General features: G+C 68.0%; 28 protein-coding genes and 1 tRNA gene. 13 read left to right on the forward strand and 16 right to left on the reverse strand.

Annotated features, from left to right (window positions below):
- Positions 1 to 7 precede the first annotated feature (7 nt).
- Entirely contained in the window at positions 8 to 886 is an 879-nt protein-coding gene (gene serB / locus AC07UH_RS14595) for a phosphoserine phosphatase SerB (RefSeq protein ID WP_495180828.1), read from the reverse strand.
- Here serB and miaA point away from each other — a divergent pair.
- From miaA to AC07UH_RS14620, 5 genes are all read left to right on the forward strand, one after another.
- Entirely contained in the window at positions 885 to 1,820 is a 936-nt protein-coding gene (gene miaA / locus AC07UH_RS14600) for a tRNA (adenosine(37)-N6)-dimethylallyltransferase MiaA (protein ID WP_495189882.1), read from the forward strand. The two genes, serB and miaA, sit on opposite strands and share 2 nt — an antisense overlap.
- A 66-nt stretch (positions 1,821 to 1,886) precedes the next feature.
- A complete protein-coding gene (gene ilvB / locus AC07UH_RS14605; protein ID WP_038661884.1) occupies positions 1,887 to 3,644 on the forward strand; it encodes a biosynthetic-type acetolactate synthase large subunit in 1,758 nt (585 codons plus the stop codon).
- Positions 3,645 to 3,744: 100 nt separating this feature from the next.
- Positions 3,745 to 4,260 carry an acetolactate synthase small subunit gene (ilvN, locus tag AC07UH_RS14610; protein WP_038666951.1) on the forward strand — a complete coding sequence of 172 codons (516 nt, stop codon included), beginning with the start codon at positions 3,745 to 3,747 and terminating at the stop codon, positions 4,258 to 4,260.
- A 44-nt stretch (positions 4,261 to 4,304) separates the two neighbouring features.
- Positions 4,305 to 5,324, forward strand: coding sequence for a ketol-acid reductoisomerase (ilvC, locus tag AC07UH_RS14615; protein WP_137897661.1), 1,020 nt, complete (start codon positions 4,305 to 4,307; stop codon positions 5,322 to 5,324).
- A 217-nt stretch (positions 5,325 to 5,541) separates the two neighbouring features.
- On the forward strand, positions 5,542 to 6,159 hold the full coding sequence (locus AC07UH_RS14620; protein ID WP_137897662.1) for a YceI family protein: 618 nt from the start codon (positions 5,542 to 5,544) through the stop codon (positions 6,157 to 6,159).
- Between the two features lie 4 nt (positions 6,160 to 6,163).
- On the opposite strand, the gene AC07UH_RS14625 is transcribed toward AC07UH_RS14620, so the two are convergent.
- The gene (locus AC07UH_RS14625; protein ID WP_038661894.1) at positions 6,164 to 6,559 is read right to left on the reverse strand and encodes a BLUF domain-containing protein; all 396 of its coding nucleotides are present in this window, start codon (positions 6,557 to 6,559) and stop codon (positions 6,164 to 6,166) included.
- A 294-nt stretch (positions 6,560 to 6,853) separates the two neighbouring features.
- On the opposite strand from AC07UH_RS14625, the gene leuA reads away from it, so the two are divergent.
- The 5 genes from leuA (at position 6,854) to AC07UH_RS14650 (ending at position 10,744) form a co-directional block, all read left to right on the forward strand.
- On the forward strand, positions 6,854 to 8,509 hold the full coding sequence (gene leuA, locus AC07UH_RS14630; RefSeq protein ID WP_495180830.1) for a 2-isopropylmalate synthase: 1,656 nt from the start codon (positions 6,854 to 6,856) through the stop codon (positions 8,507 to 8,509).
- 46 nt (positions 8,510 to 8,555) lie between these two features.
- Positions 8,556 to 8,711 carry a hypothetical protein gene (locus AC07UH_RS14635; protein WP_495180831.1) on the forward strand — a complete coding sequence of 52 codons (156 nt, stop codon included), beginning with the start codon at positions 8,556 to 8,558 and terminating at the stop codon, positions 8,709 to 8,711.
- 106 nt (positions 8,712 to 8,817) lie between these two features.
- Positions 8,818 to 9,012, forward strand: coding sequence for a hypothetical protein (locus tag AC07UH_RS14640; RefSeq protein WP_495180832.1), 195 nt, complete (start codon positions 8,818 to 8,820; stop codon positions 9,010 to 9,012).
- A gap of 12 nt (positions 9,013 to 9,024) precedes the next feature.
- Entirely contained in the window at positions 9,025 to 9,969 is a 945-nt protein-coding gene (locus AC07UH_RS14645; RefSeq protein ID WP_495180833.1) for a hypothetical protein, read from the forward strand.
- A gap of 271 nt (positions 9,970 to 10,240) precedes the next feature.
- Positions 10,241 to 10,744, forward strand: a complete 504-nt coding sequence (locus AC07UH_RS14650; protein ID WP_495180834.1) for a cysteine hydrolase family protein — start codon at positions 10,241 to 10,243, stop codon at positions 10,742 to 10,744.
- A gap of 95 nt (positions 10,745 to 10,839) precedes the next feature.
- Here AC07UH_RS14650 and AC07UH_RS14655 read toward each other — a convergent pair whose 3' ends face one another.
- Genes AC07UH_RS14655 through folE form a run of 3 tightly spaced genes read right to left on the reverse strand, consistent with a single transcriptional unit; the run spans position 10,840 to position 12,546 of the window.
- A complete protein-coding gene (locus AC07UH_RS14655; RefSeq protein WP_495180835.1) occupies positions 10,840 to 11,190 on the reverse strand; it encodes a dihydroneopterin aldolase in 351 nt (116 codons plus the stop codon).
- Positions 11,183 to 11,932 carry an SDR family oxidoreductase gene (locus AC07UH_RS14660; protein ID WP_495180836.1) on the reverse strand — a complete coding sequence of 250 codons (750 nt, stop codon included), beginning with the start codon at positions 11,930 to 11,932 and terminating at the stop codon, positions 11,183 to 11,185. The genes AC07UH_RS14655 and AC07UH_RS14660 overlap by 8 nt, the downstream gene beginning before the upstream one ends.
- A complete protein-coding gene (gene folE / locus AC07UH_RS14665) occupies positions 11,926 to 12,546 on the reverse strand; it encodes a GTP cyclohydrolase I FolE (protein ID WP_038661917.1) in 621 nt (206 codons plus the stop codon). The genes AC07UH_RS14660 and folE overlap by 7 nt, the downstream gene beginning before the upstream one ends.
- 145 nt (positions 12,547 to 12,691) lie before the next feature.
- Between folE and AC07UH_RS14670 the strand changes: the two genes are divergently transcribed.
- Together AC07UH_RS14670 and AC07UH_RS14675 are read left to right on the forward strand one after the other, a co-directional pair.
- Entirely contained in the window at positions 12,692 to 12,895 is a 204-nt protein-coding gene (locus AC07UH_RS14670) for a hypervirulence associated TUDOR domain-containing protein (RefSeq protein ID WP_038661918.1), read from the forward strand.
- Positions 12,896 to 12,942: 47 nt separating this feature from the next.
- Entirely contained in the window at positions 12,943 to 13,203 is a 261-nt protein-coding gene (locus AC07UH_RS14675; protein WP_038661921.1) for an SWIB/MDM2 domain-containing protein, read from the forward strand.
- A 110-nt stretch (positions 13,204 to 13,313) separates the two neighbouring features.
- Here AC07UH_RS14675 and AC07UH_RS14680 read toward each other — a convergent pair whose 3' ends face one another.
- From AC07UH_RS14680 to AC07UH_RS14705, 6 genes are all read right to left on the reverse strand, one after another.
- Positions 13,314 to 13,475, reverse strand: a complete 162-nt coding sequence (locus AC07UH_RS14680; protein WP_495180837.1) for a hypothetical protein — start codon at positions 13,473 to 13,475, stop codon at positions 13,314 to 13,316.
- A 186-nt stretch (positions 13,476 to 13,661) separates the two neighbouring features.
- Positions 13,662 to 13,738: transfer RNA gene (locus tag AC07UH_RS14685), tRNA-Arg, on the reverse strand.
- A gap of 43 nt (positions 13,739 to 13,781) precedes the next feature.
- The gene (locus AC07UH_RS14690) at positions 13,782 to 14,213 is read right to left on the reverse strand and encodes a DUF1178 family protein (protein WP_038661924.1); all 432 of its coding nucleotides are present in this window, start codon (positions 14,211 to 14,213) and stop codon (positions 13,782 to 13,784) included.
- On the reverse strand, positions 14,210 to 15,031 hold the full coding sequence (locus tag AC07UH_RS14695; RefSeq protein WP_038661927.1) for a carbon-nitrogen hydrolase family protein: 822 nt from the start codon (positions 15,029 to 15,031) through the stop codon (positions 14,210 to 14,212). The genes AC07UH_RS14690 and AC07UH_RS14695 overlap by 4 nt, the downstream gene beginning before the upstream one ends.
- The gene (gene grxC, locus AC07UH_RS14700) at positions 15,028 to 15,285 is read right to left on the reverse strand and encodes a glutaredoxin 3 (RefSeq protein ID WP_038661930.1); all 258 of its coding nucleotides are present in this window, start codon (positions 15,283 to 15,285) and stop codon (positions 15,028 to 15,030) included. Before grxC ends, AC07UH_RS14695 begins: the two co-directional genes overlap by 4 nt.
- 31 nt (positions 15,286 to 15,316) lie before the next feature.
- Positions 15,317 to 16,096: a ComF family protein gene (locus AC07UH_RS14705; protein ID WP_495180838.1), complete on the reverse strand. Its 780-nt coding sequence runs from the start codon at positions 16,094 to 16,096 to the stop codon at positions 15,317 to 15,319.
- A 42-nt stretch (positions 16,097 to 16,138) separates the two neighbouring features.
- On the opposite strand from AC07UH_RS14705, the gene AC07UH_RS14710 reads away from it, so the two are divergent.
- Positions 16,139 to 16,993 carry a class I SAM-dependent methyltransferase gene (locus AC07UH_RS14710; RefSeq protein ID WP_495180839.1) on the forward strand — a complete coding sequence of 285 codons (855 nt, stop codon included), beginning with the start codon at positions 16,139 to 16,141 and terminating at the stop codon, positions 16,991 to 16,993.
- Between the two features lie 396 nt (positions 16,994 to 17,389).
- On the opposite strand, the gene uxuA is transcribed toward AC07UH_RS14710, so the two are convergent.
- The 5 genes from uxuA to AC07UH_RS14735 all read right to left on the reverse strand — a co-directional run bounded on the left by uxuA (position 17,390) and on the right by AC07UH_RS14735 (position 23,698).
- Entirely contained in the window at positions 17,390 to 18,550 is a 1,161-nt protein-coding gene (gene uxuA, locus AC07UH_RS14715) for a mannonate dehydratase (RefSeq protein WP_495180840.1), read from the reverse strand.
- 106 nt (positions 18,551 to 18,656) lie between these two features.
- The gene (locus AC07UH_RS14720; protein WP_495180841.1) at positions 18,657 to 19,454 is read right to left on the reverse strand and encodes a FadR/GntR family transcriptional regulator; all 798 of its coding nucleotides are present in this window, start codon (positions 19,452 to 19,454) and stop codon (positions 18,657 to 18,659) included.
- A gap of 95 nt (positions 19,455 to 19,549) precedes the next feature.
- A complete protein-coding gene (locus AC07UH_RS14725; RefSeq protein ID WP_495180842.1) occupies positions 19,550 to 19,939 on the reverse strand; it encodes a response regulator in 390 nt (129 codons plus the stop codon).
- Between the two features lie 55 nt (positions 19,940 to 19,994).
- Positions 19,995 to 22,415: an ATP-binding protein gene (locus AC07UH_RS14730; RefSeq protein ID WP_495180843.1), complete on the reverse strand. Its 2,421-nt coding sequence runs from the start codon at positions 22,413 to 22,415 to the stop codon at positions 19,995 to 19,997.
- 2 nt (positions 22,416 to 22,417) lie between these two features.
- On the reverse strand, positions 22,418 to 23,698 hold the full coding sequence (locus tag AC07UH_RS14735; protein WP_495189879.1) for an EAL domain-containing protein: 1,281 nt from the start codon (positions 23,696 to 23,698) through the stop codon (positions 22,418 to 22,420).
- Positions 23,699 to 23,837: the final 139 nt, after the last annotated feature.

Consider the following 23,837-nt stretch of genomic DNA (forward strand, 5'->3'; position numbering starts at 1 on the left):
GCGAGCGTTATCCGTCGACCCAGTCGGCGCGCCGATAACCCTGCGCATAAAGCAATGCCGACAGGTCGCCGTGATCGACGCGCGCGCTGGCTGCCGCGGCGACGATCGGCTTGGCGTGATAGGCGACCCCGAGCCCCGCCCGCTTGATCATCGCAAGGTCGTTGGCGCCGTCGCCCACCGCGAGCGACAGCGCGGGATCGATGCCGCGCTCGGCAATCCAGGCGAGCAATGTGTCCTCCTTGGTCGCCGATCCGACGATCGGTTTGGCGACGGTGCCGGTCAGCCGGCCGCCCTCGATCAGCAGCACGTTGGCGATCGCGCGATCGAAGCCGATTTCGGCGGCGACGGGGTCGGCGAAGCGGGTGAAGCCGCCCGACACCAGCACCGCCGCCGCGCCGTTCGCCCGCATTGTCCGCACCAGCGCCTTCGCGCCCGGCATGATCCGCACCCGCTCGGCGAGACATTGCGCGATCACCGCCTCGTCCAGTCCCGCGAGCAGCGCGACGCGCGCGTCGAGCGCCCCCTCGAAATCCAGTTCGCCGCGCATCGCCGCCTCGGTCACCGCGGCGACGTCCGCCTTGATGCCGGCATAATCCGCGAGCTCGTCGATGCACTCGACGGTGATCATCGTCGAATCCATGTCGGCGACGATCAGCGCCTTGCGCCGCGTCGCGGTCGGCTGGACGATGACGTCGGTGCGGGGCAAGGCGCCCTCCAGCGCCGTGCGCGCGGCCGCCGGATCGGCCGAGAAGACCACGTCCGCCGCCACGCCTTCGTCCAGCCATGCGACGTCGCCGGGGGCGCAGCCGGCCGCGGCGAGGCGGTCCGTCGCCGCCGACAGGTCGCCTGACCCGAGCGTTTCGCCTATGAGCGTCGCGGTGAACATCGCAGCCTCCAACCCCAAACCAAGGGTCGCGCTCATCGCAGGGCCGACCGCCAGCGGCAAGTCCGCCGCCGCGATCGCGCTCGCGCAGTCGCACGACGGCGTCGTCATCAACGCCGACGCGAGCCAGGTCTATGCCGATCTCGCCGTCCTGACTGCACGCCCGAGCGTCGAAGAGGCCGCCGCGGCGCCGCATCGCATGTTCGGCCATATCGACGCCGCCGACGCCGGCTATTCCGCCGCACGCTGGGCCGCCGAGGCGCGGAGGGAGATCGCCGCGGCGCATGGCGCGGGCAGACTGCCGATCCTCGTCGGCGGCACCGGCCTGTATCTGCGCACCTTGCTCGACGGCATCGCGCCGGTGCCGGAGATCGATCCCGCGATCCGCGCCGCCGTGCGCGCGCTGCCGGTCGCCGACGCGCATCGGCTGCTGACGATCGAGGATGCCGAGGCTGCCGCGCGCCTCGCCCCTGCCGATACCACGCGGGTCGCGCGCGCGCTCGAAGTGGTCCGGTCCACCGGCCGGCCGCTCGCCGCGTGGCAGCGTGAGCGCGCGGGCGGGATCGGCGATGCGATCGATCTCGCCGCGGCCATTCTGCTGCCTGATCGCGAGACGCTGTTCGCCCGGATCGACGCGCGTTGTGTCGCGATGTTCGACCAAGGCGCCATCGACGAGGTCGCTACGCTGCTCGCCCGTGCGGACCTGCCCAACGATGCGCCGATCCGCCGTGCGATCGGGGTGCCGCCGATATCGGCGCTGCTGGCGGGAACCGCCGACCGCGATACGGCGCTTGCCCGCATACAGCTCGACACCCGGCGCTATGCCAAACGGCAATATACTTGGTTCCGTAATCAACCGCCGGACAACTGGTTACGCGAGACACTTTCTAACGGTTTGATTGATTCGATAGCAAGTTTGTTGCGCAAAGAGGGTTGACCCCATCCTGCCGCACCGCTAACCGCACCGTAACATTTTCCGTATACCAACATTTGGAGACAGACCGTGGGCGAAAAGAGCGGAGCAGACATCCTGGTCGAGGCGCTGTGCGATCTCGGCGTGGAGGTCGTGTTCGGCTACCCCGGTGGGGCGGTCTTGCCGATCTATGACGCGATGTTCCGCGCCAATGCGAACGGCGCGCGGCTCAAGCACATCCTCGTCCGCCACGAGCAGGCGGCGACGCATGCCGCGGAGGGTTATGCCCGCTCGACGGGCAAGCCCGGCGTCGTGCTCGTCACCTCGGGGCCGGGCGCGACCAATGCGGTCACCGGCATCACCGACGCGTTGCTCGATTCGATCCCGATGGTCGTCATCACCGGGCAGGTGCCGACCGCACTGATCGGCACCGACGCCTTTCAGGAGGCGGACACGGTCGGCATCACGCGCCACTGTTCCAAGCACAATTACCTGGTGAAGGACCCGGCGACGCTCGGCGCGACGATCCACGAGGCGTTCCATATCGCGACCTCGGGCCGTCCCGGCCCCGTCGTCGTCGACATTCCCAAGGACGTCCAGGTCGCGACCGCGCGCTACAGCAAGCCCGGCCCGATCCAGCACAAGACCTATCGCCCGCAGGTGAAGGCATCGCAGCCGCAGATCGAGCAGCTCGTCGACATGCTGGCCGCGGCGGAGCGGCCGATCCTCTACACCGGCGGCGGGATCATCAATTCGGGTCCGGCGGCGTCGCAATTGCTGCGCGAGCTGGCGCGGATCACCGGCGCACCGGTGACCTCGACGCTGATGGGCCTCGGCTGCTTCCCCGCCTCGTCCGACCAGTTCCTCGGCATGCTCGGCATGCACGGGACCTATGAGGCGAACATGGCGATGAACCAGGCCGACCTGATCGTCGCGATCGGCAGCCGCTTCGACGATCGCGTCACCGGCCGGCTCGACGCGTTCAGCCCGAACAGCCGCAAGGTCCATATCGACATCGACCGGTCGAGCGTGAACAAGAACGTCCGCGTCGATCTCGCGATCATCGCCGATGCCGGCCATGCGATGGAGGACATGGTCCGCATCTGGAAGGCGCGCCAGCATCCCAAGCCGGACACGCGCGAATGGTGGAACCGGATCGCCGGCTGGCGTGCGGTGAAGAGCCTGAGCTTCCCCGAGACGGGCGAGGCGATCATGCCGCAGCGCGCCGTCCGCGCCTTGTGGGAGGCGACGCATCGCCGCGACCCGATCATCACCACCGAGGTCGGCCAGCACCAGATGTGGGCCGCGCAGCATTTCGGCTTCGAAAAGCCCAACAAATGGCTGACCAGCGGCGGTCTCGGGACGATGGGCTACGGCCTGCCCGCGGCGATCGGCGCGCAGCTCGGCAATCCCAACGCGCTGGTCATCGACATCGCCGGCGAAGCCTCGATCCAGATGAACATCCAGGAGCTCGCCACCGCCTCGCAATACCGGCTTCCGGTCAAGATCTTCATCCTCAACAACGAATATATGGGGATGGTGCGTCAGTGGCAGGAGCTGACCTACGAGAGCCGCTATGCCGAAAGCTATTCGGACTCGCTGCCCGATTTCGTCAGGCTCGGCGAGGCCTATGGCTGGAAGGGCATCCGCATCGAGACGATGGGCGAACTGGACGACGGCATCCAGGCGATGCTCGACCATGACGGGCCGGTGATCGTCGACTGCCGCGTCGCCAAGCTGGCGAACTGCTTTCCGATGATCCCGTCGGGTGCCGCGCATACCGACATGATCCTGCAGGCCAACGAGGTCTCCGGCACCATGGACGACGAGGCCAAGGCGCTGGTCTGACCCGACCAGACCGTCACCTTGGCGAAAGCCGGGGTCTCGCGCTGCAAGCGCGCGCTCATATCATAGGGAGACCCCAGCGTTCGCTGGGGTGACGATGCGGATGCACATCAAGACCGAAGCTGCCGAACGCCACACGCTGGCGGTGATCGTCGACAACGAGCCGGGCATCCTCGCCCGGATCGCCGGCCTGTTCACCGCGCGCGGCTACAATATCGAGAGCCTGACCGTCAGCGAGATCACCGCCGACAAGACGGTCAGCCGCATCACGATCGTCACCAGCGCCTCGCCGGCGACGATGGAGCAGATCATCGCGCAGCTCGACCGGCTGGTGCCCGTCCACAAGGTCACCGACCTCACCGCGCAGGGCGCGCACGTCGAACGCGAGCTGGCGCTGGTCAAGGTTGCCGGCACCGGCGACCACCGGATCGAGGCGCTGCGCCTCGCCGATGTCTATCGCGCCCGCGTGGTCGATGCGACGACGACCAGCTTCGTCTTCGAGGTGACCGGCGCGATCGAGAAGATCGACAAGTTCGTCGAACTGATGGGCGAGGTCGGCCTGATCGAGGTCGCCCGCACCGGCATCGTCGCCATCGCCCGCGGCCGCGAGGCGGCCTGAGTTTTACCCCCCACCCGTCACCCGCGGTGACGAAAGGAAGAAGCATGAAAGTCTATTACGATCGCGACGCCGATCTGAACCTGATCACCGACAAGAAGATCGCCATCATCGGCTATGGCTCGCAGGGCCATGCGCATGCTCAGAACCTGCGCGACAGCGGCGTCAAGGACGTGGCGATCGCGCTGCGCGAAGGCTCGGCGACCGCCAAGAAGGCGATCGACGCCGGCTTCGCGGTCAAGTCCAACAAGGAAGCGGCGCAATGGGCGGACATCGTCATGATTCTCGCCCCCGACGAGCATCAGGCGGCGATCTGGGATGCGGACCTCAAGGGCAATATGAAGCCCGGCGCGGCGCTCGCCTTCGCGCACGGCCTCAACGTGCATTTCGGCCTGATCGAGCCGCCCGCGGACATCGACGTCATCATGATCGCGCCCAAGGGCCCGGGCCACACCGTCCGCAGCGAATATGTCCGCGGCGGCGGCGTGCCCTGCCTGATCGCGATCCATCAGGACGCCAGCGGCAACGCGCATGACGTCGCGCTCGCTTATGCCAGCGGCGTCGGCGGCGGCCGTTCGGGGATCATCGAGACCAACTTCCGCGAGGAATGCGAGACCGACCTGTTCGGCGAGCAGGCGGTGCTGTGCGGCGGCATCACCCATCTGATCCAGGCCGGCTTCGAGACGCTGACCGAGGCGGGCTACGCGCCCGAGATGGCCTATTTCGAGTGCCTGCACGAGACCAAGCTGATCGTCGACCTGCTGTATGAGGGCGGCATCGCCAACATGCGCTATTCGATCAGCAATACCGCCGAATATGGCGACATCACCACCGGCCCGCGGATCATCACCGACGAGACCAAGAAGGAAATGAAGCGCGTGCTCGCCGACATCCAGTCGGGCCGCTTCGTCAAGAACTTCGTCCTCGACAACCGCGCCGGCCAGCCCGAGCTGAAGGCGGCGCGCAAGCAGGCCGCGGCGCATCCGATCGAGAAGGTCGGCACCGAACTGCGCGCGATGATGCCGTGGATCGGCGCCAACAAGCTGGTCGACAAGGACAAGAACTGACCCATGATCGTCATCCCGGCGGAGGCCGGGACCCATGGTCACGATGGTGTCGGCGTTGTGCGGAACCTCGACCGCGCCGCAACCATGGGTCCCGGCTTTCGCCGGGATGACGAAAGTTTGAGTCGATCAGATCACCAACGATCCGTTTCGGCTTTGCCTCTTCCGATTGTCACAAACCCATGGTTTAACCTCCGAAACAACCTTCGGAGCTTCCCCCATGCGTCTCATCCTTGCCGCCGTGCTCGCAACGGCCGCCGTCCCCGCCGTCGCCCAGATCATCCCGACCGCGCCGGGCCAGCCCGGCCAGCCGAGCGCGAAGGTCCCCGCCGGCACCTATCAGGTCGATCCCGCCCACACGCAGGTGTCGTGGGAGGTCAACCACATGGGCTTCTCGATGTTGCAGGGCATGTTCGGCGCCTCGACCGGTTCGATCACCATCGATCCCGCCAAGCCCGCCGCCGCCAAGGTCGACGTGACCTTCCAGATCGCCGAGCTCGCCGTCACTGCGGCGCCGTTCGCCAAGCACCTCCAGTCGCCCGACTTCTTCGACGCCGCCAAATATCCGACCGCGCGCTTCGTCTCGACGAGCGTGACCCCGCGTGGTGGCAACAAGGCGACGATCACCGGCAATCTGACGATCAAGGACCAGACCAAGCCGGTGACGATCGACGCGACCTTCGTCGGCGCAGGCGCCAACCCGATGAGCAAGAAGCTCAACTTCGGCTTTAACGGCACCGCGACGATCAAGCGCAGCGACTTCGGCGTCGGCGCCTATGCCCCGGTCGTGTCGGACGAGGTCAAGCTCCACATCCACGCCGCCTTCGCCGCGCAATAATCGGTCAGGCCGCGCGCCGCACCTTGGCGAACCCCGCGAACGTCGCCCGCACCGCCGGGTCGGCGTTCGCGGTGAGCCTGCCGATCCGTTCCAGCGGATCGCCGCCGTCCTCGCCCGGCGCCTGATAGGCCATCGCCCATTCGCCGAACTCGCGCTGCTCGATGCTGCGGTTCGACAGCACCACCAGCGCGTGATGCCGGCCGTCCGCCTGGATACGCGCGAACGTGGCGTCGACCGTGGCGTCGTCGCCTTCCAGCGCCTGAAGGAAGCGCTTGCCGTCGAAGAATAGCAGGCCCGTCACCCGCGCCCGCGCATTGTTGCGCCGCGACTGGGCGAGGATCACCGCCGGATCGACCTCCGCCGGTTTCCGCACGCTGCTGATATAGACGAGCTGACGCATTCCAAGCCCTTCAAAACATATGTTAATGTGAGACTTTTCCGCCTCTCTGCCGGCTAGACCGGTGAGGCTTAACGGAGCGTCAACGCCAATTTGGCGCCGCTCGGCGGTGGACAAGTCCTGCCGCCTCGGCCATGACCCGCATCGACATGGACCGCACGACCCTTCTTCTGCGACTTATCCGCCCTTAGGGCGGCGGTTGCTCGTGCACGCCTCCCTAAGGGCCGGATAACGCTTCAGCGCCACCCAGCCGCGTCCGACGATCAGCGTTCGCGGCGCCAAAGACGGGACCGATACATGCTCCGCGATCCTTCGACCAAATACCGCGCCTTCCCGACCATCGACCTGCCCGACCGGCAATGGCCGTCGCGCGTCGTCACCCAGGCGCCACGCTGGCTGTCGACCGATCTGCGCGACGGCAATCAGGCGCTCATCGACCCGATGGACGCCGAGAAGAAGACGCGGTTGTTCGACCTGCTCGTCAAGGTCGGCCTCAAGGAGATCGAGGTCGGCTTTCCCTCGGCCGGGGCGACGGAGTTCGATTTCATCAGCGGTCTGGTGAAAACCGGCCGCATCCCCGACGACGTGTTCGTGCAGGTGCTCACCCAGTCGCGCCGCGACCTGATCGAGACGAGCTTCGCCAGCCTCGACGGGGCGAAACAGGCGATCGTCCACCTCTACAATGCGGTGTCGCCGGCGTGGCGCAAGATCGTGTTCGGCATGACCCGCGACGAGGTGAAGCGGATCGCGATCGAGGGCGTCAAGGTGCTGCGCGACGAGGCGGCGAAACGCCCCGACACCGACTGGCGGTTCGAATACAGCCCCGAGACCTTCTCGACCGCCGAGCTCGATTTCTCGCTCGAGGTGTGCGCGGCGGTGATGGACGTGCTCCAGCCGACTGCCGACAAACCGATCATCTTCAATTTGCCCGCGACGGTCGAATGCGCGACGCCCAACGTCTATGCCGACCAGATCGAATGGTTCGGTCGCAACATCCCGAACCGCGAGTGCGTCGTGATCTCGCTCCACACCCACAACGACCGCGGCACGGGCGTCGCCGCGGCCGAGCTGGGGCTGATGGCGGGCGCCGATCGCGTCGAGGGCTGCCTGCTCGGCAATGGCGAGCGGACCGGCAATTGCGACCTCGTGACCGTCGCGCTCAACATGTACACGCAGGGCGTGTCGCCGGGCCTCGACCTGTCGGACATCGACGGCATCGTCAACACGATCAACTATTGCACCAATATCCCGGTGCATCCGCGCACGCCCTATGCCGGCGATCTGGTGTTCACCGCTTTCTCGGGCAGCCATCAGGACGCGATCAAGAAGGGCTTCGCGGCGCAATCGGCGCGCAACGACGAATTGTGGGAAGTCCCCTATCTGCCGATCGATCCGGCCGACCTCGGCCGCAGCTACGAGGCGGTGATCCGCGTCAATTCGCAAAGCGGCAAGGGCGGCGTCGCCTGGGTGATCGAGCAGGACAAGGGGCTGAAGCTGCCCAAGCGCCTGCAGGCGGATTTCAGCCGCCACGTCCAGGCGCTCGCCGACGAGACGAGCTGCGAACTCGGCGCCGCGGACATCTGGGGCCGGTTCGAGGCGACCTATCTGCCGCGCGACGGCGACCGGTTCGTGTTGCGCGATTACGAGGAGAGCGGCAGCGCGGGCGACCGGCTGTTCGTCGGTCGAGTCGCGGTCGACGGCGAGGAACGGTCGATTTCGGGCCGCGGCAACGGGCTGATCTCGGGCGTGATCGCCGCGCTCGGCGAGACCGGGCCGGACCTCGACGTGGTCGATTACAGCGAACATGCGATCGGCCATGGCGCCGATGCGCAGGCCGCCGCCTATGTCGAATGCCGCACCGCGGACGGACGCACCGTGTTCGGCGTCGGCGTGGACACCGACATCGCAACCGCGAGCGTGCGTGCGGTGCTGAGCGCCGCCAACCGGGCCTGATCGCGAACTCGCCCGCGTGGAGCCAGCGCGGGCGGTGTTGGACGACATGGACAAGATGGACACCTTAACGGAAACGATTCAGCCCGATCGTTTCCGTTTCTGCACCCATCGCATCGCCGAGTCGCGTGTCGGTTGCGGCGGAGGATCGCCTGTCGCCAAAAATAATTCGTTCGACATCAAGCCGATGAGAAAGAGCCGGTGAGGATATTAGCCACGGCGCGGCCTGTAGGACAGGCCTAGATTGCTTGTTTCGCACGGTGCGTTAGTCTGGCGCGGGTCCGAAGGTCTTGCTGCTGGAGAAACACATCATGCTGATGATCGTCGCGCTGGCGCTCGCAACGCCGCAGGTCTGTACCGATGTGGCGAAGGTCTGCCGCGCGTGCACCGCCAAGGACGGCAAGACGGTGTGTTCGGACATCGGCATCGCCTGCCAGCCGAAGCTGCGCATTTGCCGGCCGCACAAGGTGCCGGAGACGCGAGCCACGCCCCGGCCCGCGCGTTGAGGGAGAGCGGATATGCGCGTCCTGCCGCTGATCCTCTCCATTCTTCTGCTGGGCGCCGCACCGGCCGACGTGCCGGTGGGCCAGTTCCACGAGTGGCGGTCGTTCAAGAAGCAGTCGCTCGACTTCACGTCGGGCGGCGTGACCGTGCACGTCGCGCCCTTGCCCTGCCCTGCGAAGCCCGTCGGCGATACCTCATGTCGATGGGACGGCTTTAACAATCAGGGGTCGGTAACGGTGAGTGCGCCGGGGATCCGCCCGCTGACGGTGACGACCGATCGGCAGAGTGAATATGCACGCATCGCAGTCGTGCGCTTCGAGCCGCACGACCCGCGCCCCGGCGTGATCGTCGAGAGCCAATCTGGAGGCTCCGGCGGCGAGTTGACCGTGCAATTGTTGCTGCCGGTCGGCGATGGCTATCGCACCGTGCCGATGGTGCGACGGGGTGGCGGCATTCTGGAAGGGCAGATCGCCGATTTTGCCATTGATCGGTCGGGGGACGGCCGGATCGATCTGATCCTGGAAGACGCAGTGTTCGATACGACGTTCGGCTGCAACGCCTGCACGCCGCGCCCGCCGCAGATATTCGCGGTGATCGGGGGCGTGCCGACGGACGTGAGCGACGATCCGGCGCTGCGCAGCGTCTTCGCGGCGGACATGAAGCGATTGGCACCGAGGTGCTTTTCCGACGAGCCGGATCGCAACGGTAGCTGCGCCGCCTATGTCGCGGATGCCGCGCGCGCCGGGCAGTTCGCGGCGGCCTGGGCGGCGATGCTGCGTCACTACGAACATGGGAAGGACGTTCGGCAATTCTGCGACTCGCACGGCTCGGCGGAACAGCATTACGCCTGCAAGCCCGGGCATGAGACGCGATATCGCGACTTTCCGGAGTCGCTGCGGGCGTTCCTGATCCGTGCCGGGTATCTCCAGCGGCGTGGCGCGACCGTCACCGCATCGTGATGACGATGGTGCTGGCTTTGAGGCTCGGCGGATCGCCCCGGACTTGTTCGAGACCTTTGCAAAGACCTCGGTCGCCGGTGACTCAACGCCGTGCTCCTGCGAACGCAGGAGCCCAGAGCCAAGCAAAACAACGCCTCATGGCGTTCGGGACTCCTGGGCTTCTGCTTTCGCAGGAGCACTGCTGATATATCATGGGATATCCAGCAACCGGATATCTTTCATCCTGTTCTACTCATCCGTAATTTCCTTTCGTGACAGTCCGGAGCATCACATGACCCGCGCGTTTCTCGTCATCGACATCCAGAACGACTATTTCCCCGGTGGCGTCCTGCCGCTGTGGGAAGCGGAGGCGGTCGAGGCGCGGATCGTCGCGGCGATCGGGCGCGCAAAGGCGCAGGAGGATCGCGTGATTCTGGTCCGGCACGAGTCGCCGGCCGACGCCGGGCCGTTCGTGCGGGGCAGCGCCGGGGCCGACATTCGTCCTGCGATCCTCGCCGCCGCGGGGGACGCGCCGGTCGTCGTGAAGCGGCATGCCGATGCGTTTCAGGATACCGATCTCGCGGCGCATCTGACGGGGATCGATGAGCTGATCGTCGGCGGCATGATGACGCAGAATTGCGTCGTGTTCACCGCATTGTCGCGGGCGGCCGACGGATGGCGGGTGCAAGTGGTCGGCGACCTCTGCACCGCGCCGATCGAGGTCGTGCACCGGATCGCGCTCAACGCGCTCGGCTCGAAGACGGTCGTCAGCGCGGCGGCGGACGTCTGGCGCTGAGGCTGTTGCGGGAGCGACCCGCGTCCGCCGGGGCGGCACACATCGCGGCGTTCCTTGACGGTCATGCCCCCCTCCCCCCAAGGAAGATGCAGGGCCTAGCGGGTGCGGACGATCTCGCAGCCGACCGCGGCGTCCGGATAGACGTCGGGCTTGAGCGAGCGGACGCGGACCTGCCGGACGCGCGGGTCGGCGAGGCAGAGCGCGGCGATCGCCTCGACCAGCGTCTCCTGCAAGGCGAAGCCGGGGCCGGCGGCCATCGCGAGGATGCCGTCGCGCAGGAAATCGTAGTCGAGCACCTCGTCGATCGCGTCGGCGCTCGGCGGAGCGGCATAATCGACCGTCATCCACACCGACAGGCGGACGCGCTGCGGCGCCGCCTCGTGCGGGTGGATGCCGAGCCGCATCGCCACCTCGAGCCCGTCGAGGATGGTGGTATAATCAGCCATAGCGCCCCTCGAACATCACGTCGCCGTCGCGGCGCAGGAAACGCTGGCCGCAGTCGACGTAGAGCGTCTGGCCGGTGACGCTGCGCGCGCCGAGCAGATAGACCACCGCCTCGGCGACCGCCGCCGCGCCGACCGGGCGGCGCAGCAGATTGTCGGCGGCGACCGCGGCGAATTCCGCCTCGCTCTGGTCGCCGCTCGGCAAGGTGATGCCCGGCGCGACGGCATTGACGCGGACCTTCGGGGCCAGCGCCTGCGCGAGCATCTCGGTCGCGCCGGCCAGCGCGTATTTGCTGAGCGAATAACTGAAGAAATCGGGGTTGGGATTGGCGAGCTTCTGGTCGAGCAGGTTGACCACCGCGCCGTCGGCCAGATCGTCCTGCGCGGCGAGCGCGGCGGCGAGCATCGCCGGAGTCACCGCGTTGATCGCGTGGAGCCGCGCCGCCAGCGCGGGGTCGAGCGCCTCGGGCCGGTCGTAGGCGAAGAGCGAGGCGCTGTTGACCAGCGCCGCGATCGGCCCGCCCGCGGCGTCGCGGGCGCGGGCGAACAACGCCGCGACGCCGTCTGGGTCGGCGAGGTCGCCGGGCACGGACGCGCCGTCCAGTTCCGCCGCCAACGCCTGCGCCTCGGCGGCGGAGGCGCCGTAATGCACCACCACGCGCCAGCCGGCGGCGGCGCAGGCACGCGCGATCGCCGCGCCGAGCCGCTTCGCACCGCCGGTGACGAGGACGGTGCGGGTCAACATCCCATCAGCGCCAGCACTTCCTTGCGGCTGCGGTCGTCCTCGCGGAACACGCCCATCATCCGGCTGGTCACCATCGACACGCCCGGCGTGCGGACGCCGCGCGCGGTCATGCAGGCGTGGCTCGCCTCGATCACCACCGCGACGCCCTGTGGCTTGAGATTGTCCCAGATACAGTCGGCGACCTCGGCTGTAAGCCGTTCCTGCACCTGCAACCGGCGGGCGAAGCCGTGCAGCACGCGGGCGAGCTTGCTGATCCCGACGACGTGATCGCGCGGCAGATAGGCGATGTGCGCCTTGCCGATGATCGGCGCCATGTGATGCTCGCAATGCGACTGGAAGGGGATGTCCTTGAGCAGCACGATCTCGTCATAGCCGCCGACCTCCTCGAACACGCGCGACAGGTGGCGGGCGGGATCGTCGGCATAGCCGGCGCAATATTCCTTCCACGCCTTGGCGACGCGGCGCGGCGTGTCGATCAGCCCTTCGCGGCCGGGATCGTCGCCGGCCCAGCGGATCAGGGTGCGGATCGCCTCGGCGACCTCGATGGGGACGACCGGCGCGTCGCCGGTTGCGGCGGTGGCGCCCTCGTCCGGCGCGTGGTGCTGATCGGTCATGCTGCGTTCCTTGGTCCTGCCGCCGGTGGCGGTGCCGGCCCGTCATAAGTTCGTTTCGGCAACGCGTCCAACCGCCCCGCCGCACCGCGTGCAACCCTTTGCCGTATCCGCGCTTTGTTGTGGGCGTAACGAACGGAGAGAGACGATGGCGGACCTCAAGAAGGGCGACGAAGTGACCTGGAAGAGCCACGGCGGCACCGCGCACGGCACGGTCGAGAAGAAGCAGACGAGCGACACCGCGATCAAGGGCCATACCGTCCGCGCGTCGAAGGACGACCCCCAATATATCGTAGAGAGTGACAATGGTGGAAAGGCAGCGCACAAGGCGACCGCGCTGAAGAAAGCGTAACGTTTAGAGCACCCGGGATCGACCGGGTGCGAGCAGGAAGGAATGCGATGGCTACGACTACCAAGACCGGCGGCATCCACGCGCCCGTGCAGCCCTCCCCGGAGCTCGGCGCGATCGTCGGCAACGAGAAGCTGCCGCGCAGCCAGGTGATCAGCAAGGTGTGGGAATATATCAAGTCCAACAACCTGCAGAACCCGGAAAACAAGCGCGAAATCCTTGCAGACGACAAACTGCAGAAGGTGTTCGGCCGCGACAAGTGCACGATGTTCGAGATGAACAAGTACATTTCGCAGCACGTGAAGGCCTGAACCCTACACGGCTTTCGATCGGGAGCATCGCGCCACTTGCGGCCGGCGATGCTCCCGACGTCAATAGTCTCGATCGATCGGGATGCGCCGCGGTGCGCCGCGGCGCCGGTTCAACGTGAGCGGGCCGGCAGGAACGGCAATGCGATCGCCGAGGCGATGATCATCACCACGCCGACCAGCACATAGAGCCAGAAGGCGAGTGGCTTGATTCGCGATCCGCCGAGGGCGGGCGAATCGGAGTCGACCGGCGCGCTGATCGTCTGGCTGAACATAGTCGCCCCCAAATGGCTGGTCCTGCTGCCCATTTAGCAGCGGATTGTTGCCGGCATTTTGCAGTCCGGCAGACCGCCCCCCGGCGGTCATGAAGGCGCGCTATGCGCGGCGCGACGGAAAGTTGCAAGCCGGACCGATCCGGACCGATGACCCGGCAGGCGACGGGATCGGCGTGAGACCAGTGATGGTGACCCCGGCGCGATTCGAACGCGCGACCTACAGATTAGGAATCTGGCGCTCTATCCGGCTGAGCTACGGGGCCACTGCGCTCCTGATACCGGGCGGCGCCGGGCGGGTCCAGCGGGTCAATTGGTCTTTTCGGGCGGCACCACCGGGCAGAGCAGCGGCGCCACCGGCACGCCGTCGGCGACCAGCGCCTTCGCCTCGGCGAGGCTGGCCTGACCATGGATCGGGCGGACGACCTCGTCGCCGTCGTGCATCGCGCGCGCGCGCGTCGCAAAGTCGCTGCCGACCCACGACGAGGTGGCGAGCGTCCTGGCCTGGTCGGCGGCGATCTCGCGCAGCGCCGCCTTGATCGCCGCGGCGGGCGGCGGATCGGCGCGGCGATTGCTTTTGGCCGGGATGCTCGGCGCCATCAGCGCCTTGGCGATCGCGGTGTCGCCGCACATCGGGCAGGCGAGCAGCCCCGCCGCCGCCTGCGCGTCATAGGCCGCGCTCGACGCGAACCACGCCTCGAAGACATGATCCAGCCCGCAGCGCAGGTCGAAGACGATCACGCGCGGGTGACCGGCGGGATCGCGCGGGCGTGGTCGAGCACCGGGATGCGGGCGCGGACGTCGGCGACGCGCGCCGGGTCGATCTCGGCGAGCCCCAGCCCGCGCGCCTCGCCCATGTCGAGCAGCACGTCGCCCCACGGATCGATGACCAGCGAATGGCCGTAGGTGGTGCGGCCATCGGCATGCGCGCCGGCCTGCGCGGCGGCGACGACGAAACAGCCGGTCTCGATCGCGCGGGCGCGCATCAGCGCGTGCCAGTGCGCCGCGCCGGTCGGGCGGGTAAAGGCGGCAGGGATCGCGAGCACCTCCGCCCCCGCCACGGCGAGCGCGGCATAGAGCGCGGGAAAGCGCAGATCGTAGCAGATTGACAGACCGAGCGGCCCGACCGGCGCATCGACGACCACCGCCGCGTCGCCGGGGGCATAAGCGGCGGATTCGCGCCAGCTTTCGCCGGTCGGCAGATCGACGTCGAACAGATGGAGCTTGTCGTAGCGCGCGCGGATTGCGCCGGCGGCGTCGATGACGAAACTGCGATTGGCGTAGCGGCCATCGGCACGCCGCACCGCCAGCGAGCCGACATGCACCCACAGGCCGGCGACCGCTGCGGTCTCGCGGACGCTGGCAAGCACCGGATCGTCGGCCTCGGCGTGGATCGATGCGGCGGCGCGGGCGCGGTCGCGATCGATCAGCCCCGCCATCTCGGGCAGGAACACCATGCCGGCGCCGTTGGCGGCCGCGGCGGTGATACCGTGGCGCATGTCCGCGGCATTGACGGCAGGATCGATCCCGCTCGTCATCTGCAGCAGCGCGATCCTCATGCCGCGAGCAGCGGGTCCAATCCTCCGCGCGCGTTGAGCGCGGCGAGATCGTCCGAGCCACCGATATGCGTGCCGTCGATGAATACCTGCGGCACGGTGGTGCGGCCGTTGGCGCGCTGGATCATCTCCTGCCGCTGCGGCCCGCCAAGCGAGATGTCATATTCCTGCGGCGACACGCCCTTGGCTGCCAGCAACGCCATCGCGCGCGTGCAATAGGGACAATATGCCTTGGTGTAGATTTCGACCTTTGCCATAGGCTTGAGGTGTGGGCTGAGGACCGGCTTGTCAATCGCCCGCCGCCCCCGACCCGACCACCCGTGCCCAGCACAGCACCACCACCGCGGCGGCCCCGGCGCGCAGCAACACCTGCGTACAGGCGGCGGCGGTGGCGCCGCTGGTATAGACGTCGTCGACCAGCGCGATCGTCCTGCCCGCCACCCGCGCGGGATCGGGCACCGCGAACGCGCCGGCGACCGCCTGCCGTCGCCGGCCGCGACCGAGCGCGCGCAGCGGCACGGTGGCGCGGCGGCGGACCAGGGCGAACGGATCGTGCGCGATGCCGGTGCGACGGCGGACCGCGGCGGCGATCAGCGCCGCCTGGTTGAACCCGCGAGTCCACAGCCGCCAGCGGTGCAGCGGCACCGGCACGAGCAGGTCGATGCCGGGTGGCAGCGTCGGCGCCATCCGCTCCGCCATCGTCGCGGCGACCCCGATCCGGCCGCCATATTTCAGCTTGAGCGCCAGCCGCCGCGCCACCGGTCCGTAGGCGACGGCGGCGCGGATGCCGGCATGGCGCGGCGGATCGGCGAGGCAAGCGGCGCAGCGTGCGTCGGCGCCGCGGTCATGCGCGAACGGCCGGTTGCACGCGGCGCACCACGGCGGGGTCAGCCAGCGCAGCCCGCCCCAGCATGGCGCGCAGAAGCGGTGATCGGCGGCCACCGGCGTCCCGCAGCCGGGGCAGCGCGGCGGCAGCGCCGCGGCGGCGATCGGGCCGAACAGCGACGCCAGCGCACGGCGACCGTGCGCCGCGATCGCTGCCAGCCCGCTTGCGCCGATCGTCCGCATGGCCGCTTGTCGCGCACCGCCGCAACAGGCACAAGCCGGGCGGTGAACGCCAACGCCATCTTCGACCGCCCTGCCCGCCGCCTGCGCCGCGACCGCGCCGCCGACGGCTATCCCGACCACGCTTTCCTGCGCGACGTCATGGTCGAGGGGCTGCTCGAACGGCTCGACGCGGTGAAGCGCGCGTTCACCGACGTGCTCGACATCGGCGTGCCCGACCGCAGCCTCATCGTGCCCAGCGCACGGATCGCACGGGTTGATCCCGGCTTCCGCTTCGCGCAGGCCGCGGGCGGCGTACAGGGCGACGAGGAGCGGCTGCCGTTCGCCGACGGCAGTTTCGATGCGGTGCTGAGCGCCGGCGTGCTCGATCAGGTCAACGACCTGCCCGGTGCGCTGACGCTGATCCGGCGGGTATTGCGGCCCGACGGGCTGTTCCTCGGCGCGTTCCTCGGCGGCGGCAGCCTGCCCGCGCTGCGCGCGGCGCTGCGCGTCGCCGAGGGTGAACGGCCGGCGGCGCGGCTGCACCCGCAGATCGACGTACGATCCGCGGGCGACCTGCTGATGCGCGCCGGCTTCGCGCTGCCGGTCGCCGACATCGAGACGTTCGATGTCCGCTATGCGAGTTTCGGGCGGCTGCTCGACGATCTGCGCGGCATGGCGGCGAGCAACATCCTGATCGGCCGCTCGGCGATGACGCGCGGCACGCTGGCCCGGACCGCCGCGGCGTTCGCCGCGGCGGCGGGGCCGGACGGCCGGACCACGGAGCGCTTCTCGATCGTCTTCCTCACCGGCTGGGCGCCCGACGCCTCGCAACCCAAACCGGCGCGGCGCGGCAGCGCCACCTCGTCGCTCGCCGCCGCGCTGCGCGTACCGTCTTCGCCACCGCCGAAGGCCGATTAGGGAAGAGCAGTGTTCACGCGGAGGCGCGGAGGCGCGGAGATGTTGCGCTTGCCGCGCCAGCGGCTCCTCCCATCGGCGACGCGATGACAGGGCCACGCAGCCCCGCGCGATCCATCTCCGCGCCTCCGCGCGAACATCATCTTCTTCCCAAAGGCTTCCGGCCGGCGAGCGTGATTGAACTCTCGCGGTTCGCGAGGCAAGGCAATCGGCCGATCGTCAGCCTATTCCGTTGGTGCTGAGCCTGTCGAAGCACCGTGAGACTCACCTGCCCCCTTCGACGTCGCCTGCGGCGTCGCTCAGGACAGGCTTCGACAGGCTCAGGGCGAACGGTTTGGAGGCTAACTCTGGCGCCAAGACGGCCTCGACGCCTTCTCACACGCGCAAACAAGCCGCTTGTCAGACCCTTCCCGCTTCGCGGGCGTGGACCAGCCCGGCTTCGAGACCGCGTAGCTCGGCGAGACCGCGCAGGCGGCCGATCAGCGAATAGCCGGGGTTGGTGCGCTTGTGCAGGTCGTCGGCCATCTGGTGACCGTGGTCGGGGCGCATCGGCAGCGCACGCCCGGTCCGAAGTTGCAGATCGACCACCGCCGCGACGATCGCCGCCATGTCGGCGTCACCGCGCAGATGCTCGGCCTCGTGGAACGCGCCGTCCGCCTCGCGCTGCACCGAGCGGAGATGGAGGAAGCCGATCCGCTCGCCGAGGCGACGGACCATGCCGGGCAAATCGTTGTCGGCGCGCACGCCCAGCGAGCCGGTGCAGAAGCACAGGCCATTGGCGGGCGACGGCACCGCGGCGAACAGCGCCGCAACGTCCGCCTCGGTGCTGACGACGCGGGGCAGGCCGAAGATCGGGAATGGCGGATCGTCCGGGTGGACGACGAGCCGGATCCCCTCGGCCTCGGCGATCGGACAGACCGCGGCGAGGAAGGCGACGTGGTTGGCGCGCAGCTGGTCGGCGTCGATCGCGGCGTAACTGCCGATCCGGCGCAGCAGTTCGGCCGAGGTGAAGCTCTCCTCGCTGCCCGGCAGACCGGCGATGATCGTCCGCTCCAGCCGGTGACGGCCCGCCTCGTCGAGCGCGGCGAAGCGCTGCGCCGCCGCAGCGACGACGGCGGGGGAATAGTCCGCCGCCGCATCGGGCCGGCAGAGGAGATGGATGTCGTAGGCGGCGAGCGCATGCAGCTCGAAGCGCAACGCGCGGGCGCCATCGGGCAATTCCCAAGCGAGGTCGGTCCGCGTCCAGTCGAGCAGCGGCATGAAATTGTAGGTCACGACGGTGATGCCGTGCGCGGCGAGGCGGCGAAGGCTGACCGCATAGGCCTCGATCAGGCGATCCCAGTCTGCGGACCGGGTCTTGATCCCCTCGGCGACGGGCAGGCTCTCGACCACCGTCCACGCGAGACCGGCGTCCTCGATCAGCCGCTTGCGGGCGGCGATCGCATCGTCGGGCCAGGCGTCGCCGTTCGGGATCTCATGCAGTGCGGTCACCACTTCGGTCGCGCCGGCCTGCCGGATCGCGGCGAGCGGCACCGGATCATTCGGGCCAAACCACCGCATGGTCTGGGTCATCATCATCTCGCCGCCATCCCCCTCCTGGTAGGGCGTGACTAGCAGCGCAATGATTGGTCTGACAACCTAGAAGCGTGCGGTATGCCGCTTTGCGTCAGGCGACGGGCGATACGCCATAGCGCTGACGGGTGCTGGCGAGCGAACGACGCACCTCCTCGACGGCGAGTTCCTCGGTACGGAACAGCAGATGATCCATCACCGCCGACAGATGCGCGCGCATCGCGGCACGGGCGGCATTGGCGTCGCGCGCGCGGAGCGCGTCGATGATCGCGGCATGTTCCTCGACCACCGGCCGGACCTTGGCATTGCGTGCCTTGGCGTGGAGCAACGCACATTCGGGCGAGGTCGAGCGCAGATGCCACAGATCCTCGATCGTACGCAGCACGCCGGCGTTGCGGGTGGCGGCGGCGATGGTCAGGTGGAAATCGCGATCGGCCTCCTCGGTCACCTCGGGCAGCAGGTTCTCGGTCGCCATCGCGGCGACCAGCGCGTCGAGCCGGTCGATCTGGTCGTCGGTGATGTGCAGTGCCGCCAGCGCCGCCGCCTCGCCTTCGAACATCAGCCGCACCTCGGTGAGTTCGAAGGCGGTGATCGCGAAGCCGGGCTCCTCGCCCTGCCCCGGCAGGCGGCAGACATAGGCGCCGGAGCCGACGCGGACCTCGATGAACCCCTGCACCTCCAGCGCGATCAACGCCTCGCGCACCGCCGGGCGGCTGGCGCCATATTCGATCGCGAGCTCGCGTTCGGCGGGCAGACGGTCACCGATCGCGAACGCACCCGAGGCGAGCTGGTCGAACAGCTTGCGGGCGAGGCGCTGGTACAGGCGATCGCTGGTGGCGCTCTCCTTGCCGAGATCGACCTTCGAAGGGCGGCGGATGGTCGGCTTGGGCATCGGACTTACCAATTAAAGCGGGCGGGACCAGATCGATACTACGAGAGGCACGGGCATGGGAAGGCCGCGTCGCACGCGATCGCAACCGGCATCGGTCAGACGAGCATCCCGCCATCGGCATCGCGCGCGAGGATACGGCCCATCGCCTCGAACAGGGCGTCCATCGCGACCGGCTTGAACAACACCTCGTCCGCCCCCGCGGCGATGCACCGCTCGCGCAGGTCGAGCGCGGTGTCGGCGGTGATGACGATGATCGGTACCGCCGCCTTGCCGTCGGCGCGCGCGCGGATGTGGCCGATCGCGGTTATGCCGTCCATGCCCGGCATGCGCAGGTCGATCAGCAGCATGTCGAAATCCTGCGCGTCGATCGCCTGTAACCCGTCTTCCGCGCTCTCCGCCTCCATCATCGTAACCCCGGCGACATCGAGCATGTCCCTGACGACGCGGCGGTTCATCCGATCGTCTTCGATGAACAGGACGTTCATCGGGAGGGCTGCGGGGTCGGTGGGATCGGCGATGGCATGCTATTGCGTCTACGCTTCATGCCGCCTGCGACACAAGCGCCACATGGCGCGCAGGATAGAGTATTGCGACCAATGTCGAACCACTGACCGGTTTGATAACGCTACGGAACGATCCGTCCGTTGCGGATGCGATACGATCGGCGTCGGCGGCGCTCGGCAGCAGGATCGTCACGTCCGCCGCAGCCGCGACGGCGGCCAACTTTTGCAGCGCGTCGGCGGCGTCCTCGACCGCGCCCAACGCGGCCGCATCGATCAGCAGGCGGTCGAATCGCGTGGTGGCGAGCGCCGCGAGGGCTTCGTCCAGTGTCGCGGTGGCCACCACCACGCCGGCGTGCGGCGTCATCAGCGTCCGCAGCATGCTGCGCGTGATCGGGTTGCGATCGAGCACCAGCATCCCCGCGGTGCCGGGCGTGGCTTCGGCCGGCGCCGTCGCGGCCTCGGCGCGCACCAGCGGCAGGTCGACGATGAACCGCGACCCCTCCCCCACGACGCTGGTCACGGTCACGTCGCCACCCATCGCCCGGGCGAGGTTGCGGCAGATCGACAGGCCAAGCCCGGTGCCGCCGAACCGGCGGGTGGTGCTGGTGTCGGCCTGACGGAAGGATTCGAAGATCGCGTCGCACGTCTCGGGCGGGATGCCGATGCCGGTATCGGCGACGACGATGCGGAGCCGGTCGTCGCCATAAGCGGCGGCGTGCAACGTCACGCTGCCCTCGGCGGTGAATTTGAGCGCGTTCGACATGAGATTGAACACGATCTGCCGTACCCGCGCGGCATCGCCCAGGATCATCGCCGGGCACTCCGCGATGTCGCGATGGAACGCGATACCCTTCGCCTCGGCCTGGTCCTGCCACAACCGGGTCGATTCGGTGATCATCGCGCGCAGGTCGAACGGCGCCGCCTCGACGGTGAGATTGCCGGTCTCCATCTTGGCGACGTCGAGGATATCGTCGACCAAGGTGCGCATCGTCACGCCCGCGCTATACACGACGCTGAGCCGGTCGCGCGTGCTGCCGCCGATCCGCGCGTCGGCGAGCATCACCTGCGTCATGCCGAGGATGCCGTTGAGCGGCGTGCGGATCTCGTGGCTGGTGGTGGCGAGGAATTCCGTCTTGGCAGCCAGCGCCTTGCCGAGCGCGGTATTGGTGACGGCGAGGTCGTCGTTGGCGGCGCGGACTTCGTTGCGGCTCCGACGCAGCGTGATCAGGCCCATACCGAGCAGGCCGATCGCGAGGATCGTCGAGGCGACGACGCCGAGGAAGATGTTGCGCTGCGTGCGGGTGCGTGCCTGTTCATAAGCGACGTTGCGGCGGGCTTCGTCGCGCTGGAGACTGGCGATCTTGAGTTCCTGATTGGCGAAGTCGAACCGCGCCGCCATCAGCGCCGCGCTGGTCGAACGGGCGAGCGCGGTCGATTCGTCATCAAGCCGCTTCAACGCGACGAGGTGGCGCAAGGCCAATTCGGGGCGGCCGGCGGCGCGATAGATGGTATAAGCGGTACGATGCGCCTCGCGATCGATCAGCGTGGTGTGATCGATGTCCTCGCCGTCGAACCGTTCGGCGATCAGTGCCAGCGCCGTAGCGATGTCGCCGCGCTGATAGGCGGCCTGCGCGTCGAGGCCGATCAGCGTCTTGCGAAACCCCGCCGCCTCGCCCCGCGTCGACAGCCGCAGCCCTTGGTCGATCGCACGCTGCGCCCCGACGACATCCTTGTCCATCAGCCGCGCTTCGGCGATGTTGCCGAGGATCAGCACGCGCAGCAACGGGCTGTTGATCCGTTCGGTGAGCGCAAGACCATTGCGGAACTGCTGCGACGCCTCGCGGTAACGACCGAGATTTTTTAGCGAGATGCCACGATTGTTGTAGAGCGCGAGCGCAAGCATCGGGTCCGCGCGGTATAGCGACAACGCCTGATCGTAATAGCGTAACGCATTGGTGTGGTCGTTCGCTTCGCCATAGAGCGAGCCGATCGATTGCAGCGCCTTGGCCTGACTGCGTGTGTTGCCGAGCGACCGGAAGATGTTGTGCGCCCGCTGATAGTCGCTCAACGCCCGGGCCACGTCGGCGTGAACGGCGGCGATCCAGCCACTGGCAAGCAGCGCGTCGCCCTGCAACTCCGAGCCCGGCGCCAGTCGTGACGACAGCGTCACCGCCTTGTTGATCAACGGTTCGGCAGCGCCGACATCGTTGAGCCGCATCAACGCCTCGCCGCGCAGCCAGTTGGCAGTTGCCTGCCGAATAGCACGCTGACGCGACGGCGGCTGTCGGTCGGCCACGCGTTCCGCAGCGAGCGCGCGGTCGGCGGTACGGTGCGGATCGCTGAGCATCGCGGTCTTGGCGTCAGCGACGAGCCTGTCGAAGACATCCGCCGTTGCCGAAACCGGGGCCAGCGCGAGAAGACCGGCCGCCAGCCACGACCGCCAGGGCCAGCGGCGCATCGTCAGACGACGCGTCGGGTCGCGGCGAAGCCACCGAAGCCCGCGAGCGGATTGGGTGCGGGCGCGCGGTGGCGTCCTTCGTCGAGATATTGGATCAACGATTCGAGCACGACGGGGCGGCTGATCAGGAAACCCTGGACCATGTCGCAGCCCATGACGGTGAGCAGCGCCAGTGCGGCATGCGTCTCCACCCCCTCGGCGACCACTTCCATCTCCAGGGCGTGCGCGAGATCGATCGTCGAACGAACGATCAGCGGATCGCGGTTGGAACTAGTGAGCTGGGTGACGAACAGCTTGTCGATCTTCAGCTCGCGCGCCGGCAATTGCTTGAGGTACGCGAGCGAGGAGAGCCCGGCGCCATAATCGTCGATCGCGATGGTGATGCCGAAGTCCGCGAAGATCTGCAGATTGGCGATCGCGCTGGCGGGATCGCGGATCACCGAGGTTTCGGTGATCTCGAACCCGAGCTTGGCGTCGCTGCCGCCGACGAGGTCGCATGCGGCGCGGACGAAAGCGCTGTCGGCGAGCAACTGGCCGGCGATGTTGATGAACAGGCGGAGATCATGGCCGCAGGCGGCGAGGTTGCGCTGGTCCTCTATGGCGCGGCGGATCGTCCACAAGGTCATGCGGTCGATCAGCATGCATTCTTCGGCGACCGAGATAAAATCGTTGGGCATCACCAGCCCGCGTTCGGGATGATGCCAGCGCACCAGCGCTTCGGCGCTGCGGATCTCCTGATGACGGACGTGCACCTTGGGCTGATAGTGCAGCACCAGCTCTTCGCGATCGATCGCCTGGTCGAGCTCGCGCGCCACCTGCAGCACGTCGAGCGTCGCACGCGGCGCGACCGCGTGGGTCACGGTGTGATAGGCGGTGCGAGCCTCGGCAAGGGCATTTTCCGCCTCCTCGACCAATGCCACCTCATCGAGATTGGCGGTGGCCGCCGCGGCGGCACCGAAGGTCAGGCGGATGGTGACTTGCTGATCGTCGAGGGTGAACGCCTGTTCGAACGCTTTCTCGATCGCGACGATGGCGCGATCGATGGCGGCGCGATCGGCGTCGCGGAACCCGCTGGCGATCTGGGTCCGGCCCAGCACGGCGACGCTGGCGGTCGGCAGCACGCGCGCGACTCGGTCGGCGACGAGGCCGACGAGCAGCTCGGCGCGGGCACAGCCGAGACGTCGGCGCAATTCGGTGAAATTGGCGATTTCCGCGATCAGCTGAAAGCGGAACGCCGGGTCGGTCGTCCGCTGCGCCCCCGTCATGACGCGGGAAGCCAGCATTTCCACGGTTTCCGAGCGATGCGCGACGGTCATGGGCTCGGCGTAGAGCATCAGGTTTGAAGATAAGATTAATCGCACATGAGCCATCTAAGCCGCTGCGAGACGGATTGTTAAATGCTTAACATGAGGTTAAGGATGT

Source organism: Sphingomonas sp. GW821-FHT04B01 (genome assembly GCF_059420425.1).

Coding starts and splice junctions, on each gene's coding strand:
- serB (WP_495180828.1), bottom strand. CDS start 886: ATGTTCACCGCGACGCTCATAGGCGAAACGCTCGGGTCAGGCGACCTG.
- ilvN (WP_038666951.1), top strand. CDS start 3,745: ATGCACATCAAGACCGAAGCTGCCGAACGCCACACGCTGGCGGTGATC.
- ilvC (WP_137897661.1), top strand. CDS start 4,305: ATGAAAGTCTATTACGATCGCGACGCCGATCTGAACCTGATCACCGAC.
- AC07UH_RS14620 (WP_137897662.1), top strand. CDS start 5,542: ATGCGTCTCATCCTTGCCGCCGTGCTCGCAACGGCCGCCGTCCCCGCC.
- AC07UH_RS14625 (WP_038661894.1), bottom strand. CDS start 6,559: ATGCGTCAGCTCGTCTATATCAGCAGCGTGCGGAAACCGGCGGAGGTC.
- leuA (WP_495180830.1), top strand. CDS start 6,854: ATGCTCCGCGATCCTTCGACCAAATACCGCGCCTTCCCGACCATCGAC.
- AC07UH_RS14635 (WP_495180831.1), top strand. CDS start 8,556: ATGGACAAGATGGACACCTTAACGGAAACGATTCAGCCCGATCGTTTC.
- AC07UH_RS14640 (WP_495180832.1), top strand. CDS start 8,818: ATGCTGATGATCGTCGCGCTGGCGCTCGCAACGCCGCAGGTCTGTACC.
- AC07UH_RS14645 (WP_495180833.1), top strand. CDS start 9,025: ATGCGCGTCCTGCCGCTGATCCTCTCCATTCTTCTGCTGGGCGCCGCA.
- AC07UH_RS14650 (WP_495180834.1), top strand. CDS start 10,241: ATGACCCGCGCGTTTCTCGTCATCGACATCCAGAACGACTATTTCCCC.
- AC07UH_RS14655 (WP_495180835.1), bottom strand. CDS start 11,190: ATGGCTGATTATACCACCATCCTCGACGGGCTCGAGGTGGCGATGCGG.
- AC07UH_RS14660 (WP_495180836.1), bottom strand. CDS start 11,932: ATGTTGACCCGCACCGTCCTCGTCACCGGCGGTGCGAAGCGGCTCGGC.
- folE (WP_038661917.1), bottom strand. CDS start 12,546: ATGACCGATCAGCACCACGCGCCGGACGAGGGCGCCACCGCCGCAACC.
- AC07UH_RS14670 (WP_038661918.1), top strand. CDS start 12,692: ATGGCGGACCTCAAGAAGGGCGACGAAGTGACCTGGAAGAGCCACGGC.
- AC07UH_RS14675 (WP_038661921.1), top strand. CDS start 12,943: ATGGCTACGACTACCAAGACCGGCGGCATCCACGCGCCCGTGCAGCCC.
- AC07UH_RS14680 (WP_495180837.1), bottom strand. CDS start 13,475: ATGTTCAGCCAGACGATCAGCGCGCCGGTCGACTCCGATTCGCCCGCC.
- AC07UH_RS14695 (WP_038661927.1), bottom strand. CDS start 15,031: ATGAGGATCGCGCTGCTGCAGATGACGAGCGGGATCGATCCTGCCGTC.
- grxC (WP_038661930.1), bottom strand. CDS start 15,285: ATGGCAAAGGTCGAAATCTACACCAAGGCATATTGTCCCTATTGCACG.
- AC07UH_RS14705 (WP_495180838.1), bottom strand. CDS start 16,096: ATGCGGACGATCGGCGCAAGCGGGCTGGCAGCGATCGCGGCGCACGGT.
- uxuA (WP_495180840.1), bottom strand. CDS start 18,550: ATGCGGTGGTTTGGCCCGAATGATCCGGTGCCGCTCGCCGCGATCCGG.
- AC07UH_RS14720 (WP_495180841.1), bottom strand. CDS start 19,454: ATGCCCAAGCCGACCATCCGCCGCCCTTCGAAGGTCGATCTCGGCAAG.
- AC07UH_RS14725 (WP_495180842.1), bottom strand. CDS start 19,939: ATGAACGTCCTGTTCATCGAAGACGATCGGATGAACCGCCGCGTCGTC.
- AC07UH_RS14730 (WP_495180843.1), bottom strand. CDS start 22,415: ATGCGCCGCTGGCCCTGGCGGTCGTGGCTGGCGGCCGGTCTTCTCGCG.
- AC07UH_RS14735 (WP_495189879.1), bottom strand. CDS start 23,698: ATGCTGGCTTCCCGCGTCATGACGGGGGCGCAGCGGACGACCGACCCG.